Origin of the sequence: Peptostreptococcus equinus, from assembly GCF_027125355.1 — a bacterium.
Lineage (GTDB): Bacteria > Bacillota > Clostridia > Peptostreptococcales > Peptostreptococcaceae > Peptostreptococcus > Peptostreptococcus equinus.
The window spans coordinates 469782-485940 of sequence record NZ_CP114052.1; the positions used below are offsets into that span (position 1 = coordinate 469782).

At 30.5% G+C, this 16159-nt stretch carries 12 protein-coding genes; 11 read left to right on the plus strand and 1 reads right to left on the minus strand.

The genetic code is table 11. The features are described 5' to 3' along the window. Positions 1–41 precede the first annotated feature (41 nt). Together O0R46_RS02490 and O0R46_RS02495 are read left to right on the plus strand one after the other, a co-directional pair. Positions 42–1226, plus strand: coding sequence for a pyridoxal phosphate-dependent aminotransferase (locus O0R46_RS02490; RefSeq protein ID WP_269312013.1), 1185 nt, complete (start codon positions 42–44; stop codon positions 1224–1226). Between the two features lie 162 nt (positions 1227–1388). Next, positions 1389–2273: a DMT family transporter gene (locus tag O0R46_RS02495; RefSeq protein WP_269312014.1), complete on the plus strand. Its 885-nt coding sequence runs from the start codon at positions 1389–1391 to the stop codon at positions 2271–2273. 155 nt (positions 2274–2428) lie between these two features. On the opposite strand, the gene O0R46_RS02500 is transcribed toward O0R46_RS02495, so the two are convergent. Further along, complete coding sequence (locus O0R46_RS02500) at positions 2429–3640, minus strand: AI-2E family transporter (RefSeq protein ID WP_269312015.1); 1212 nt, start codon at positions 3638–3640, stop codon at positions 2429–2431. 116 nt (positions 3641–3756) lie between these two features. On the opposite strand from O0R46_RS02500, the gene O0R46_RS02505 reads away from it, so the two are divergent. From O0R46_RS02505 to O0R46_RS02545, 9 genes are all read left to right on the plus strand, one after another. Next, positions 3757–4179: a hypothetical protein gene (locus O0R46_RS02505; protein ID WP_269312016.1), complete on the plus strand. Its 423-nt coding sequence runs from the start codon at positions 3757–3759 to the stop codon at positions 4177–4179. A gap of 236 nt (positions 4180–4415) precedes the next feature. Continuing rightward, positions 4416–6392 (plus strand): excinuclease ABC subunit UvrB, encoded by a 1977-nt coding sequence (gene uvrB, locus O0R46_RS02510; RefSeq protein WP_269312017.1) that lies wholly within the window; start codon positions 4416–4418, stop codon positions 6390–6392. Between the two features lie 18 nt (positions 6393–6410). Beyond that, positions 6411–6980, plus strand: coding sequence for a nitroreductase family protein (locus O0R46_RS02515; protein ID WP_269312018.1), 570 nt, complete (start codon positions 6411–6413; stop codon positions 6978–6980). 13 nt (positions 6981–6993) lie between these two features. Further along, positions 6994–9819, plus strand: a complete 2826-nt coding sequence (uvrA, locus tag O0R46_RS02520; RefSeq protein ID WP_269312019.1) for an excinuclease ABC subunit UvrA — start codon at positions 6994–6996, stop codon at positions 9817–9819. Between the two features lie 341 nt (positions 9820–10160). Next, a complete protein-coding gene (gene sstT / locus O0R46_RS02525) occupies positions 10161–11453 on the plus strand; it encodes a serine/threonine transporter SstT (protein WP_269312020.1) in 1293 nt (430 codons plus the stop codon). Positions 11454–11568: 115 nt separating this feature from the next. Then, entirely contained in the window at positions 11569–13386 is a 1818-nt protein-coding gene (gene uvrC, locus O0R46_RS02530; protein WP_269312021.1) for an excinuclease ABC subunit UvrC, read from the plus strand. Positions 13387–13390: 4 nt separating this feature from the next. Further along, positions 13391–14347, plus strand: a complete 957-nt coding sequence (gene hprK, locus O0R46_RS02535) for an HPr(Ser) kinase/phosphatase (RefSeq protein ID WP_269312022.1) — start codon at positions 13391–13393, stop codon at positions 14345–14347. A gap of 120 nt (positions 14348–14467) precedes the next feature. After that, positions 14468–15394 carry a UDP-N-acetylmuramate dehydrogenase gene (gene murB, locus O0R46_RS02540; protein WP_269312023.1) on the plus strand — a complete coding sequence of 309 codons (927 nt, stop codon included), beginning with the start codon at positions 14468–14470 and terminating at the stop codon, positions 15392–15394. 4 nt (positions 15395–15398) lie between these two features. Then, positions 15399–16136, plus strand: a complete 738-nt coding sequence (locus O0R46_RS02545; protein WP_269312024.1) for a PHP domain-containing protein — start codon at positions 15399–15401, stop codon at positions 16134–16136. The last annotated feature ends 23 nt before the right edge of the window (positions 16137–16159 follow it).

The window sequence follows — 16159 nt, forward strand, 5'->3', positions numbered from 1 at the left end:
GTCCTAACAAAACAATAAGTATACTTTAGGAGGTAAATTTTATGATTTCTCAGGAAATGTTAAAATTAGGTACATCTAAATCAGTAATAAGAGAATTAGCAGGATTTGGAGCTCAGAGAGCTGCAATAGTTGGTGCAGAAAATGTATTGGATTTTAGTTTAGGTAATCCGTCTGTTCCTGCACCAAAAGAAGTACAGGATGCTATAGTTGATATAATTAAAAACTATGAACCAAAAGTATACCATAGCTATAGTTCTGGAGCTGGCCATGATGGTTGTAGAACTGCAATAGCAGAGAATCTAAATAAAAGATATGGAACTAACTATTCAAAAGATAATTTTATTATGACTTGTGGCGCAGCAGCTTCTTTAAACATAACTATAAAGGCTTTAGTAGCAGAACCAGGTGACGAAATAATGGTATTAGCTCCATTCTTCCCTGAATATACTGTGTTTATAGCAGCTCAAGGTGGAAAACAAGTACTTGTTCCTTGTAAAGATGATATGCAATTAAATGTTGAAGGAATTAAGGAAGCTTTAACTCCAAAGACAAGAGGAATAATAGTTAATTCTCCTAACAATCCATCAGGCGTTGTTTATACTAAAGAAGAAATGCAAGAACTTTGCGATCTATTAGTTGAAAAGGAGAAAGAATATGGACATCCAATATATATTATAGCTGATGAGCCATATAGAGAATTAGTACTAATAGATGGTTTAGAAGTACCATTTATACCAAATATGTACAAGAACACAGTAGTATGCTACTCATGGTCTAAGTCACTTTCTTTACCAGGAGAAAGAATTGGTTACGTACTTGTTCCTAATAATGTTGATGATGAACAGTTAATAGCAGCTTGCGGTGGTGCAGCTAGAGCTTTAGGTTTTGTTTGTGCTCCAACTTTATTCCAGTTAGTAATTGAAAGATGTGTCAATGTAGAGCCAGACCTTACAGTTTATAAGAAAAATAGAGATTTACTTTATGATGGACTTACTAAATTAGGCTATAATGTAGCTAAGCCAGCTGGTGCATTTTATTTATTCATAGAATCTCCAGACGGAGATTCAGAGAAATTCTCTGAAAAAGCTAAGGAATATGATATGTTAGTTGTTCCAGGAACCGGATTTGGTTCAAAAGCACATATGAGATTATCTTATTGTGTTGAAACTGAAAAGTGTGAAAAATCACTTGAAGTGTTCGAAAAATTAATGAAAAAATATAAATAATCATAAAAATACATATAAATAAAGGGGTTGGTAAATTTACCAGCTCTTTTATTTTGCAAAGATTGGAATTTATATAATTAATATGTAGTATTTTTTGTATATAAATATTATAATATTTATTATATAAAAAATACCATATATTATTAAGAGAGGACGTATATTTTGATAGGAGAAATAACTGCCATAATGGCATCAGTGTGTTGGACTTTGAGTGGAAATATATGTGAAAGAAAAGGTTCAAATTATTCAGCAATAGCTATGAATTTTACAAGACAAATTGTATCTTTTATTTTGATAGGATTAGTATTATTTTTATTGGAGGGGACAGCTTTAGCTAGTGGTCTAAGTGCCAAAGGGATAGTATTTTTATTTTTATCAGGATTAATTGGTTTTACCCTAGGAGATAGTTTTTTAATGTCTGCGTTTGTAAAAATAGGTGCAAAGACAACTTTATTAATATTCTCGTTTTCACCTGTATTGGCAGCTATTATGGGAAGAATTATTTTTAATGAAAGATTGAGTATCCTAAAAATAGCTGGTATGTTTATAGTATTAAGTGGAATAATGATTGTTATTGCTAATAGTAGTAAAAATACTGAAAGTGAAGAAAATATAAGATTCAATTTAAGGGGATTAATTTTTGCCTTTTTGGCTTCGGTTGGCCAAGCATTAGGGGTTGTTCTTAGCAAGATGGGAATGCTTGAAATATCACCTCTTCTGGCAACTGAATTAAGACTAATAGGTGCATTATTCGGCATCATAATTTTATGTTTTGTATTTAAATCTTGGTTTGACGTTAAAGAGATTTTCTTTACAGATAATGGAAGATTAGTTCTTTTTGGTAATGCTATAATCGGCACTAGTATGGGAGTAGTATTCTCTATGTTTGCCATAAAATATACTCAATCTGCTATTGCAGCAACTCTTATGTCGCTTTCTCCTATATTAATACTACCCTTATTAAAATTCTATTATAAAGAAAAAATATATGGAGTTGAAATTTTTGGAGCTATATTATCTGTTATTGGAGTAGCATTTTTAGTTTAGATAAATAACATGAGAATGGTTTTTAAATTTTATAAATAAAAACAATGCTGTTAGTAATAAAATGAATTTTTATTACTAACAGCATTGTTAATATAGAATAGATAAGTTTAGTTATTTCTATTCAAAAATAAAAATTATTTGAATAAAATTTACTTTTATTTGGAATCCATCTCTATAATACTACTTTCGGTATTTATATTTGTAATGTCTCTTTCAATTTTTATATCTGTTTTAGTAGTTACTTTATTATCAAATAATTCATGAGCATTATCGTTAACTATATCTCTAATCAATTTATAAAGTGTTGCCATAAGGGGTACACCCAATAATATACCAACTACGCCAAACAGTCCACCGCCGATAATAATGGCTACTAAAACCCATAATCCAGGTAAACCTACAGATGTACCCACTACCTTAGGATATATTATATTACCTTCTATTTGTTGTAATACTATGATAAATAATATAAATAAAAAAGCCATAAATGGATTAACTGGAAAAATCATTAAAAAACCAAATAGACAGCCAATATATGCACCTACCATCGGTATTAGTGCTGTAACTCCCACAAATGAACCAATCATTGCTGGGTAAGGAAATTTAAATAAAAACATTCCTGCAGTACAAAGACATCCTAGTATTATTGCTTCAATAAACTGACCTATAAAGAAAGCTCTAAAGGTATCATTAGCCAGATCTAATATATAATACAATTTTCTATTGCTTTTAATAGTAAATATTTTTTTGAAAAGTTTATCAAACTGTTCTCTTAGTTTCTCTTTACTACTAACAATATAGATTGCAATTATTACAGCAATTACTGTATTTACTAATATTCCAAAGATTGAATTTAAGATAGACAAAACTCCCCCAGCCCAAGAAGTTATAGTACCTGCTATTTTTTGTATTATTGCCTGTGTATCAAAATCTCCATTTTGCAATTTTTCTTGAAGAGAAGGATAAGCATTGGCGTATTTTTGCAACTCTCCTCTTACGACATCAAATAAATGTGGCAATTGATTTATAAATACTGATAGTGATTTAGATACCTGAGGTACAATTATATTTAGTAATATATATGATAAAAGTACCATAGATACAAAGGCTAATAATATAGATAAACCTCTCTTTGTTTTTTGGATAATTTTGTTATTTGATTTATCAAATAATTTTTTTTCAAAGAGAGTAACAATAATATTTAGTACAAAGGCAGTTATACAACCAATAAGTATAGGCGTTAACACTGCAAATAAGACGGAAAATCTTTTAAGTACAAAATCAATATTTAATGTAATACCTAAGATTAAACCAAATATTATCAACAACATTACTTGACTTTTAAATGATTTAGTATTTCTTTGCATAATACCTCCTTTAATAATTTAATATTTGTATTATACCACAGAATAGTTGATACAAACAGTAAATCTATGATAAAATTATTATAAGCTGAAAATATATACGGATGGGAGAATTTGATATGGAAGAAATTTATAATGGTGAAAAATTAATAGTTGGTTTCTCAACAAAATGTAGGTTAAATTTATCAAATCAGGCTACCAATATGGTGGCACATTGCCTTTTAGGTCATAATAAATTTTCTGGTCCAGTTCCAGATTTATACTATATATTTTTAACTGAAAATACTTTTTATGTCGAATATAGTAGAAAGAGTTTGCATGGTGACTTGCCAAAGAGAGTAAAAAAGATAGTAGCTCCAATTTCAACTATAGATAAAATAGAAATTGCACAAAAAAATTGTAAAGAGTGTAAGGATAAAATAGAGAGTTTATATATAAAAACTAAAGATCAAAGAGAGTATTATTTTCAACTTGAAAATGAGGATAAAAAGAAGAAAGCACAGTATATGATTGATTATGTGGAAAAACAAAAGCATATATAAGTGATACTTAGAAAGAAAGATAGATAATATAGTAAAAATAATATGAAAAACTTAAATTGCCTGTGAACTAAAAAATTAGTTTATAGGCAATTTTTTGATTTATCATGTGGAAGCATCCAAAAATATTATAATATTTTTGGATGCTTAAAAAAATTGGGTATACATAAAAAAAGTGAACGCATGTTTGCTAATTTTGATGTATAATAAATATTATATTATAGAAAAAGAGGTTTGCTATGGAATTTAAATTAGTTTCGGATTTTCAACCTACTGGGGATCAGCCTCAGGCCATTGAAGAAATATCTAAATCAATATTAGATGGCAATAAATTTCAGACTTTACTGGGAGTAACAGGGTCAGGTAAGACATTTGCTATGGCCAATATTATAAAAAATGTAAAAAAACCAACACTTATTTTGGCCCATAACAAAACACTAGCAGCACAGCTTTATAGTGAATTTAAAGAGTTCTTTCCAGAGAATGCGGTTGAATATTTTGTGTCATATTATGATTATTATCAACCAGAGGCATATGTAGCTCATAGTGATACTTATATAGAAAAAGATGCTAGTATTAATGATGAAATAGATAAGCTTAGGCACTCTGCTACTGCTGCTATATTGGAAAGAAGAGATACAATTATAATTTCATCCGTTTCATGTATATATGGTTTGGGTGATCCCAAAGATTATAAAGAGTTAATGTTATCACTTAGGCCAGGAATGTTAAAAGATAGGGATGAAGTAATAAAAAAATTAGTAGAAATACAATATGAAAGAAATGATATAAATTTTATCAGAGGTACTTTTAGAGTTAGAGGAGATATTGTAGAAATATTTCCTGCGAGCAATGATGAAAGAGCTATAAGAGTTGAATTTTTTGGAGATGAGATAGATAGAATTACAGAAATAGATTATGTGAGTGGAAAGATTACTGGTGAGAGAACACATGCTGTGATTTTCCCAGCATCTCACTATGTAACAACTCCAGAGAGAATAGCTAAAGCTATAATTGGTATAGAAGATGAATTAGCTAAAGCTGTAAATGACTTCAAAATTGAAGATAAGTTGTTGGAAGCACAAAGAATAGATCAAAGAACGAATTATGATATAGAAATGCTAAAAGAAATAGGATTTTGTCAGGGGATAGAAAACTATTCAAGACATATTACAGGAAGAAGAAAAGGTGAAAAGCCATACACTTTAATGGATTTTTTCCCAGATGATTATTTGATGATAATAGATGAATCTCATGTGACATTACCGCAGGTTAGGGGTATGTATGGTGGTGACAGATCAAGAAAAAAATCTCTGATAGAAAATGGTTTTAGACTTGAATCTGCCTACGACAATAGACCCCTTAATTTTGAAGAGTTTGAAGAAAATCTAAATCAGGTATTATTTACAACAGCAACTCCTGGTTCATATGAAATGGAGCATTCACAGGTGTTTGCAGAGCAGATAATAAGACCTACAGGTTTACTTGATCCTATAGTTGAAGTTAGACCAGTAGAAAATCAAATAGATGATTTACTAGTGGAAATAAATAAAACTATAGAAAATGGTGAAAGAGTATTAATTACAACCCTTACAAAAAAGATGAGTGAGGATTTAACTAGATATCTAGAAGACGTAGGAATAAAGGTTAAATATCTACATTCAGATATAGTAACTCTTGAAAGAACTGAAATAATTAGAGATCTAAGACTTGGGAAATTTGATGTTTTAGTAGGTATAAACTTGCTTAGAGAGGGGTTAGATATACCAGAAGTTTCGTTAATTGCTATATTGGATGCAGATAAGGAAGGTTTTTTACGTTCTGAGACATCATTAGTTCAGACTATTGGACGTGCTGCCAGAAATGCTAATGGTAGAGTAATAATGTATGCAGATAGAATTACCGATTCAATGAGAAGAGCTATAGATGAAACTGAGAGAAGACGTTCTATACAGATTGAATATAATGAAGAGCATGGAATAGTTCCAAGAACAATTAAAAAAGAGATTAGAGATAATATAAAAGCGACTCTAATAGCTGAAGATGGTGAGTCCTATGATCTAAGTAAGGTTAAGAAGATTAAAGATCCAGAAGATATAGCAGCAGCACTCATAATACTAAAATCAGAAATGATGGATGCAGCAGAAAAACTTGAATTTGAAAAGGCAGCAGAGATTAGAGACAAGATTATACAACTAGAGAAAAAATTAAAGTAGATTTAGATGGAGGTTTTTATGAAATTTAATGAATTAGTTAGAAAAAACAGAACTTGTAGAAGATTTGATGAGTCAAATGAAGTAAAAAGAGAAGATTTAATGGATATTATGGAAACTACTAGATTTGCCGCTTCAGGTGCAAATAAACAGCCATTGAGATTTTTGGTAGTAAATAGTGATGAAGGAAATGAAAAAGTATTTGCAAATATTGCTTGGGCTGGGTATCTAAAAGAGTGGCCAGGCCCTATTGAAGGAGAAAGGCCAAGAGCATATATCGTTATAGCAGAGGACGAAAAATATGCTAAAGCCATGGGAGAAGATGTGGGTATAGCTGCACAGACCATTGCATTAGCAGCGAGAGACAAAGGTATGGCAGTGTGTATGTTCAAAGCATTTAGGGGTAAGAATATAAAAGAGGAATTTAATTTGGATAAATCCATTAATATTTTAATGGTTATAGCTATAGGATATCCTGTAGAAGAAGTAGTGACAGATGATATAAAATTGGGAGAAGATATAAAATATTATAGAGATGAAAAAGAAATACATCATGTTCCCAAGTTTACTATAGATGATATAGTTTTATAATTTGGAGGTAGTATTGAACGAATATATTAAGATAAAAGGGGCAAGAGAGAACAACTTAAAAAATATAGATCTAACTTTACCTAGGGATAAGTTTATAGTTTTTACAGGTCTTTCTGGTTCAGGTAAATCTTCGTTGGCATTTGATACAATATATGCAGAAGGTCAAAGAAGGTATGTGGAGAGTTTATCATCATATGCAAGACAGTTTTTGGGTCAGATGAATAAGCCGAATGTAGAATCAATAGAAGGATTATCACCAGCTATTTCTATTGATCAAAAAACAACTTCAAAAAATCCGAGATCTACAGTAGGTACAGTTACCGAAATTTATGATTACCTAAGACTATTATTTGCTAGAGTAGGTCAGGTGCATTGTCCAGTATGTGGTCAGCTAATCAGTCAGATGACTATACAAGAGATTGTAGATAAGATTATGGAAAATGAAGCTAGAACAAAGTTGCAGATACTTTCTCCTATCGTTAGAGGACAAAAAGGAACACATAAAAAAGTACTGGATAATATAAGAAAAGAAGGCTTTGTAAGAGTTAGGATAGACGGAGAAAACTACGATATCAATGATGAAATTAAGTTGGAAAAAAATAAAAAACACAATATAGAAGTTGTAGTTGATAGGATCATAGTAAAAGATAATATTGAATCAAGACTTGCTGAATCTGTAGAAACATCTGTAAAATTATCTGATGGATTGGTGATAATAGAAGACTTAAATGGTGATGAAACTATGTACTCTACAAAGTTTGCTTGTCCAGATCATGGAATAGGTATTGAAGAGTTATCTCCTAGAGTTTTTTCCTTTAATGCACCTTTTGGAGCTTGCGATACTTGTAAAGGATTAGGTGAGAGTAAGGAAATAGATATTGATTTAATAGTGCCAGATAAGACCTTATCTCTTAGAGAAGGTGCTATTACAGCCTGGTCATCAAATGGTTTAAATGACAACACTTATTATACACAAATGATTTTATCGCTTGCGGACCATTTTGGAGTATCAATAGATACACCATTTGAAGATTTGCCAGAAGATTTTGTAGATGAACTACTATTTGGGAAGGAAAATATTTTACTAAAATTCAAATTTGATTCAAAATTTGGAGGATGGAAAGAATATAAGAATTACTATGAAGGTGTGGCAGTAAATATCAAGAGAAGATACGAAGAAACACATTCAGAGGCAATGAGAGATAGGCTAGAAGAGTATCTATCTGAAAAGCCATGTTCAGCTTGTAATGGTAAAAGATTGAAGAAAGAAGTCTTAGCTGTAAAAGTTGGTGGAAAAGATATTATTGAAGTGACAGACTTATCTGTTGAAGATTTAATAAAATTTATTGAAAGCTTAGAATTAAGTGAAAAAGACACTAAAATAGCAAAAGATGTCCTAAAAGAAATAAGGGAAAGAGCTAATTTCCTAAATAATGTCGGATTAGGGTATCTTACGCTTTCTAGAAAAGCAGGGACGCTTTCTGGAGGTGAGGCACAGAGAATTAGATTGGCTACTCAGATAGGTTCAGCACTTACTGGAGTTTTATATGTACTTGATGAGCCAAGTATAGGACTTCATCAAAGGGATAATGACAAATTGATTGGAACCCTAAGGGACTTAACAGATCTAGGGAATACTCTTATAGTAGTAGAGCATGATGAAGATACTATGAGAGCGTCTGATTACATAGTAGATATTGGACCTAGGGCTGGTATACACGGTGGTCAAGTAGTAGCTGCAGGAACAGTAGATGAGATAGTTGCAAATCCGGACTCTATTACTGGTAAGTATCTGAGTGGTGAAATAACGATAGAAGCACCAAAAGAACTAAGAGAAGGTAATGGTAATTTCATAAAAATAATTGGAGCAAGTGAAAATAATCTTAAAAATATTAATGTAGATTTTCCTTTAGGTAAATTCACATGTGTGACAGGAGTATCAGGATCAGGTAAATCAACCTTGGTTAATGAAATATTATATAAAGGCCTTACACATAAGATTAATAAATCAAGATATAAGCCTGGAAAACACAAAAAAATCGAAGGAATAGAGAATATTGATAAAGTTATAAATATAGATCAAAGCCCAATAGGTAGAACTCCTAGGTCAAATCCTGCAACTTATACAGGAGTATTTGATTTAATCAGAGATTTATTTGCCAATACAAATGAGGCCAAAGCTAGAGGTTATAACAAAGGTAGATTTTCTTTCAATGTTAAGGGCGGAAGATGTGAAGCTTGTAAGGGCGATGGTATATTAAAGATTGAGATGTTCTTTTTACCAGATGTATATGTACCTTGTGAAGTATGTAAGGGTGAAAGATATAATAGAGAAACACTACAAGTTAAATACAAGGATAAAAATATTGCTGATGTTCTGGATATGAATGTAGAAGAAGCTGTAAAATTCTTTGAAAATATACCTAGTATAAAGAGAAAATTAGATACATTAATGGATGTAGGTTTGTCTTATATTAAATTAGGTCAGCCATCTACTCAGCTTTCAGGTGGAGAAGCTCAAAGAATCAAACTTGCTACTGAACTAAGTAAAAGACCGACTGGCAAGACTATGTATATATTAGATGAGCCAACTACAGGACTTCATTCCGAAGATGTTAGAAAGTTGATTGATGTATTACAGAAATTAGCAGACACAGGAAATACTATTGTAGTCATAGAGCATAATTTAGATGTAATAAAGACAGCAGATCATATAATTGATTTAGGTCCAGAAGGTGGTACTTTAGGTGGTCAGATTGTTGCTATAGGTACTCCAAAAGAAATTACAAAGGTAAAGAAGAGCTTTACGGGCCAATATTTAAAAAAATTATTAAAATAAAAAATATATTATTATAAAAAATAACTAAAAATATTAAAAAATAATGATTAGGTTTTAGCTTAATCATTATTTTTTTATTATGCAAATTATTCGATAACATAATATTATAATGAAAATTAAGAAAAATGAATAATTAATTAAAAATAATTCGCTCTTTGAAATTTAAACATTGAAAATTATATTAATTTAACAATAAAAAAATTCTAGTAATAAACACTGTTTTGTTGTATAATATTTTTACATCTAAAAATAATATATGTTTTCTTATGAAAAAATATATGTATTTTAGTTGTTGTTTATTATTTGTTATTTTTATTGCAAGTTTTTTTAGGAGGGGTGAAATGAGAAACTTATTAAATAAGTGGAATAGCATCAGTCTTGTTAAGCGTATTATTATCGGTATGATTATAGGTATTATATTAGGTATGACTGTTCCTCAAGTAAAAGAAATAGGTATCTTGGGTGCATTGTTTGTAGGAGCTTTAAAAGCTGTTGCACCGATACTTGTATTTTTCTTAGTTATGGCTGCTCTTGCTCAACATAGAGAAGGGCAAAAGACAAATATGAAGAGCATAATTGGATTGTACCTTATTGGCACATTTTCGGCATCACTTATAGCAGTTATTGCAAGCTTTATCTTCCCAGTAAAACTTGTACTAGCAGAAGCGGCAAAAGGTGATGTTACTGCACCAGGGGGTATAGAAGAGGTATTAAAAGCTCTTTTAATGAATTTAGTTGATAATCCGGTTAATGCCTTGGTAAATGCAAATTACATTGGTATATTAACATGGGCTATAATATTTGGTCTTGCACTAAAGGCTGCACCTATTACAGTTAAGGATACATTAAATGCTATATCGGAAGCGGTATCTCAAGCAGTAAGATGGGTAATCAATTGTGCACCATTTGGTATTATGGGCTTAGTATTTACTACAGTATCTGAAAATGGAATTGGTGTATTTACAAATTATGGATATTTACTTGCAGTTTTACTAGGTTGCATGTTCTTCGTAGCACTTGTAGTAAATCCATTAATAGTATGGTTGAATATTAAAACTAATCCTTATCCATTAGTATTTAGGGTTTTAAAAGATAGTGGTTTGTATGCATTTTTCACAAGAAGTTCTGCAGCTAATATACCAGTAAATATGAAACTATGTGAAGAATTAGGTTTAGATGAAGATACATATTCAGTATCTATACCTTTAGGTGCTACCATAAATATGGCTGGCGCATCTGTAACTATAGCTGTATTATCTTTGGCAGCAGCATATACATTAGGTATAAAAGTAGATGTTCCTACAGCAATTATATTAAGTTTCTTGGCAGCAATTTCTGCTTGCGGTGCATCAGGAGTGGCAGGAGGATCATTGTTGCTTATACCTCTAGCATGTTCATTATTCGGTATCCCTAATGATTTAGCAATGCAAGTTGTAGGTGTTGGTTTTATCATAGGTGTTATTCAGGATTCATGTGAAACAGGTCTTAACTCATCAACAGATGTATTATTTACAGCAGCGGCTGAGTTAAAAGAAAGAAGAAAAGAAGGAATAAAAGTGGATTATAAGAGCGTTAAGGCAGATGCTATAAGAATAAATGAAGAAAAAGCATTAGCAAATCAAGAAGTTTTATAGTTTAATTGCAATAAAAATAATAAAGTATTGAGAGGACCAAAGAGGTTCTCTTTTTATTTTGTAAGGAAAGAATGGGCAAAATATAGTATAATATAAGTATTGGAGGATATAGAATATGTTTGATATAGATAGACACTTAAAAGAGCTACCAGCTAGTCCAGGAGTATATTTGATGAAAGACAAGTATTCAAATATAATCTATGTCGGTAAGGCGGTTTCTCTAAAAAACAGGGTTAGGCAATATTTCCAGTCTTCAAGAAATCATTCAAGAAAAGTAGTCACGATGGTAAAAAACATCAATAGCTTTGAATATATCATGACAGATTCAGAACTTGAAGCATTGATATTGGAATGTAATTTAATAAAAAAATATAAACCGAAATACAATATATTATTAAAAGATGATAAGACTTATCCTTATATAAAAGTAACTTTAAATGAGGAATTTCCTAGAGTTTTTAAGGTAAGAAAAATATTAAAGGATAAGGCTAGATACTTTGGACCATACACCAATGTAGCAGCTGTAAATGAGACTTTGGATATTATAAGACATATGTATCCAATCAGAACTTGTAATATAGATATTGAAAAAGCAATTAGAACAAAAACCAGACCATGTTTAAATTATCACATTAAAAAATGTGTTGGACCTTGCACTGGTAGAATTGATAAGAAAGAATATATGGAAATGATAGATGAAATTATGATTTTTTTATCAGGCAAAGGAGAAAATCTTATAAATATATATAAAGAAAAAATGTTAGAGGCATCAGCTAATATGAATTTTGAAAAAGCCGCTGCCTATAGGGATAGTATTAATAGCTTAGCTGAAGTATTACAAAAACAAAAAATATCAAAAGTGCAAAGTGATTCTGATCAAGATGTTATAGCTATGGCAAATTTTGGGGAAGAAGCATGTGTACAAATATTTTTTATCCGAGATGGAAAAATATCTGGAAGAGAAAGATTTATGCTTGATAGTGTAAAGGATGATAATAGATATGATATTTTAGGATCATTTATAAAGCAATTTTATATGTCACAAGAATATATACCTAGAGAAATTATAGTAGAAGAAGAATTTTTCGACATGGAAATTATAAATGACATGTTGTCTTCTAAGAGAGGTACAAATGTAAGTATTAAAGTTCCTCAAAAGGGAGATAAAAAAGCATTGGTAATGATGGTAAGAAAGAATGCAGATGAATACTTAGAAAAATTCTACGATCTTAAAAAGAAAAAATATGAAAAGAGTATAGGTGCTTTAGAGGAATTAAGAAAAGCACTTGGTATAGAGAAAAGTCTAGAAAGAATAGAAGCTTATGATATATCTAATATTCAAGGTGTAGATTCAATTGGTACCATGGTTGTATATACAAATGGAGTAAAAGATCATAAAGAGTATAGAAGATTTAAGATAAAGACTGTAGAAGGTCCAGACGACTATTCTTCTATGGCAGAAGTGATTGATAGAAGACTAAAACACGGAAAACTACCTGATTTGATTTTATTAGATGGTGGAAGAGGACATGTTTCGACTATTAAAAAGGTTTTGGAAATGAATGGTAATTCTGATATAGAGCTTTGGGGTATGTATAAAGATGATAAACATAGAACAAAAGGTTTAATCAATCTAGAAAAGGAAATTGAATTAGATAGAACTTCCAGTTTATTCAGATTTGTATATGGAATACAAGAAGAGGTTCATAGATATGCAATATCATATCATAGAAGTTTAAGAGATGATAAAATGACAAAATCTATTTTGGATTCTGTAGAAGGAATAGGACCAAAGAAAAAAAAGGCATTGATAGACAAATTTGGACATATAGAGAATATTGCAAAGGCAAGTGTAGAGGAAATTTCAAAGACAGAAGGTATTACTAAGAATCTTGCTGAAAAAGTACTTAGTGCAGTAAAAAGGGTTAGGTGATTTTATGAAAGTAAGCGTAAAAGATTTAATAGACGATTTAAATTTAAAAGTGATAATAGCTCCAAAAGGAAAGGCTGAAAATACTTTTATTTATGATAGAGAAATAAATAGACCAGGTATACAATTGGCTGGTTATTTTGACTATTTTACACCAGAGAGAATACAAATAATAGGAAAAACAGAATATAATTTTTTTGGTGAGTTTAGCGAAGAGCATAGAAAAAAAACATTAGAAAAATTATTTTCATATGATTTACCTATAGTAGTAGTAACAAGGGGTATGGAACTAAGAGAAGATTTTTTCTATTATGCAAAAAAATATAATACTATAGTTTGTTCAACTGATAAATTAACCACAAAATTCATGAATAATCTATCTACATATTTGGAAGATAGGATGGCTCCAACAGAAACTGTACATGGTGTTTTAGTAGACGTGAACGGTGTAGGTGTGTTGATAAAAGGTGAAAGTAGTATAGGAAAGTCTGAAACAGCCTTAGAGCTAGTACAATCAGGAAATAGATTAGTAGCAGATGATGCTGTAGAAATAAAAAAATTAGATGATGGATTTCTTCTTGGAACTGCTCCTGAGATTTTAAGACATTATCTTGAGATTAGAGGAGTAGGTATAATAGATATAAAAAATTTATACGGAGCAAGAGCTGTAAAATTAAAAAAGAAAATTGATATAGTAGTTTATCTTGAAAATTGGAATCCAGATAAATTTTACGACCGCTTGGGACTTGATAGAGACAAAGAAGAAATTTTAGGAGAAAGCATAGATAAAATTACTATACCAGTAAAACCAGGTAGAAATACTGCAATGGTCTTAGAAGTAGCTGCTATGAATTTTAGACAAAGAGAAATGGGAGATGATGCCGCACTAGAATTCTCAGATAAATTAACATCGGTTATAAAAAAGAATGAAGAAAAAAATAATAAACAATCAAAAACATTATAATTATTTTCATTGTAAATTCAAATAGTAAAAAAATGTATTATAATGAGTAAAAGTATTGTTATTTTCTGTTTTTTTGGTTATTATATAAGGTGGTACATTTATAAATAGTAGGAGGAAAGTATGGATAAACTAGAAGTATATGAAAGATTAAGAGAAATTCTAGATGAAGAAAAGATTCTAGTAAACGAACCAATGCATAAGCATATTTCCTTTAAAGTTGGAGGCCCAGCAGATATTTTAGTTAGACCAACGACTGAAGAAGAAATCAAAAACTTATTGATATATACAACAAAAAATGAAATACCATTTATAGTAAAAGGTAATGGATCAAATATTTTAATAAAAGATGGTGGATTTAGAGGATTAGTAATTGAGCTATCTGATAACTTCAGTGATTTTAATTTTCAGGAAGATGTAATAGAAGTACAGTCTGGAGCACTTTTATCTGTAATAGGTAAAGAAGCTATGGGTCACTGTCTTACAGGTTTTGAATTTGCATCAGGTATACCAGGAACGTTAGGTGGGGCACTAGCTATGAATGCAGGTGCATATGATGGAGAAATGAAGCATGTAGTAAAGTCAGTTCGACTAATGGATATGCATGGCAATGTAAAAGAATACTCAAATGAAGACATGAGATTTGGATATAGACATAGTTTATTAACTGATGAAAGATTGATTGCTATTTCGGCTAAAATACAGCTAGAAAATGGGGATTATAATAAGATAAAAGAAAAAATGGACGATCTTACTAATAGAAGAAGAACAAAACAACCATTAGAATACCCAAGTGCAGGAAGTACATTTAAGAGGCCTACAGGGTATTATGCAGGTAAATTAATACAGGATTCTGATTTAAAAGGATATTCGTATGGGGGAGCACAAGTTTCTGAAAAACATTCAGGTTTTGTAATAAATTATAAGGATGCAAGTGCAGGAGATATAATAGGTCTAATAGAGCATATAAAACTGACTGTATATGAAAAGCACGGTGTGAAACTTGAAGAAGAAGTTAAGATCCTAGGTGAAGAAGATAATAAGAGGTAATAAAATGAAAATTATTGCTGATTATCATACACATACGATCTTTTCGTGTGGGAAAAAAGATACAAGAAGACACGCAAAAGGAACAATAGAAGAGAATATTATATCAGCTATTGAAAAAGGAATAGAAACAATAGGAATTTCAGAGCATGGGTTTGACCACTATACATATGGATTATCGAATAAAAACTTTGAAATTGAATATAATATGATACAAGAATTTAGGGAAAAATATCCACAAATTAATATATTGATGGGAATGGAATGTAATATTTTGGATGATAAGGGGAATATCGATATGAAGAAAGAGTACATAGATAAATTTGACTATATACTTGCTGGCTATCACTTCGGTACCAAAATTAAAGGTCTAAAAGGATTACTTCACACTATGGATAATTATATTTTTGGAGGAGTTTTCTCAAGAAAGTATAATACTAAGTGCATTGTAAATGCTATGAAAAAAAATAAGATTTTATATATTAGCCATCCTGGAGATAAGGGAAGAGTAGATATTATGGAAATTGCCAAAGTAGCTGAGCAAACAGGTACTGGCTTGGAAATAAATGGATACCATGATAGGCTAAGTGCTGAAATGATAAAAAAAATCAAGCATATGGATATTAATTTTTACATTGGTTCAGATGCACATAGTCCTAGAAAAATAGGAAACTTTGATTTAGCCTACAAGATTATCGAAGAATCGGGGCTAGATTGGAATAAAGTAGTGAACGTAAAAAAATAGTTATTTTAATATAGATTATATAT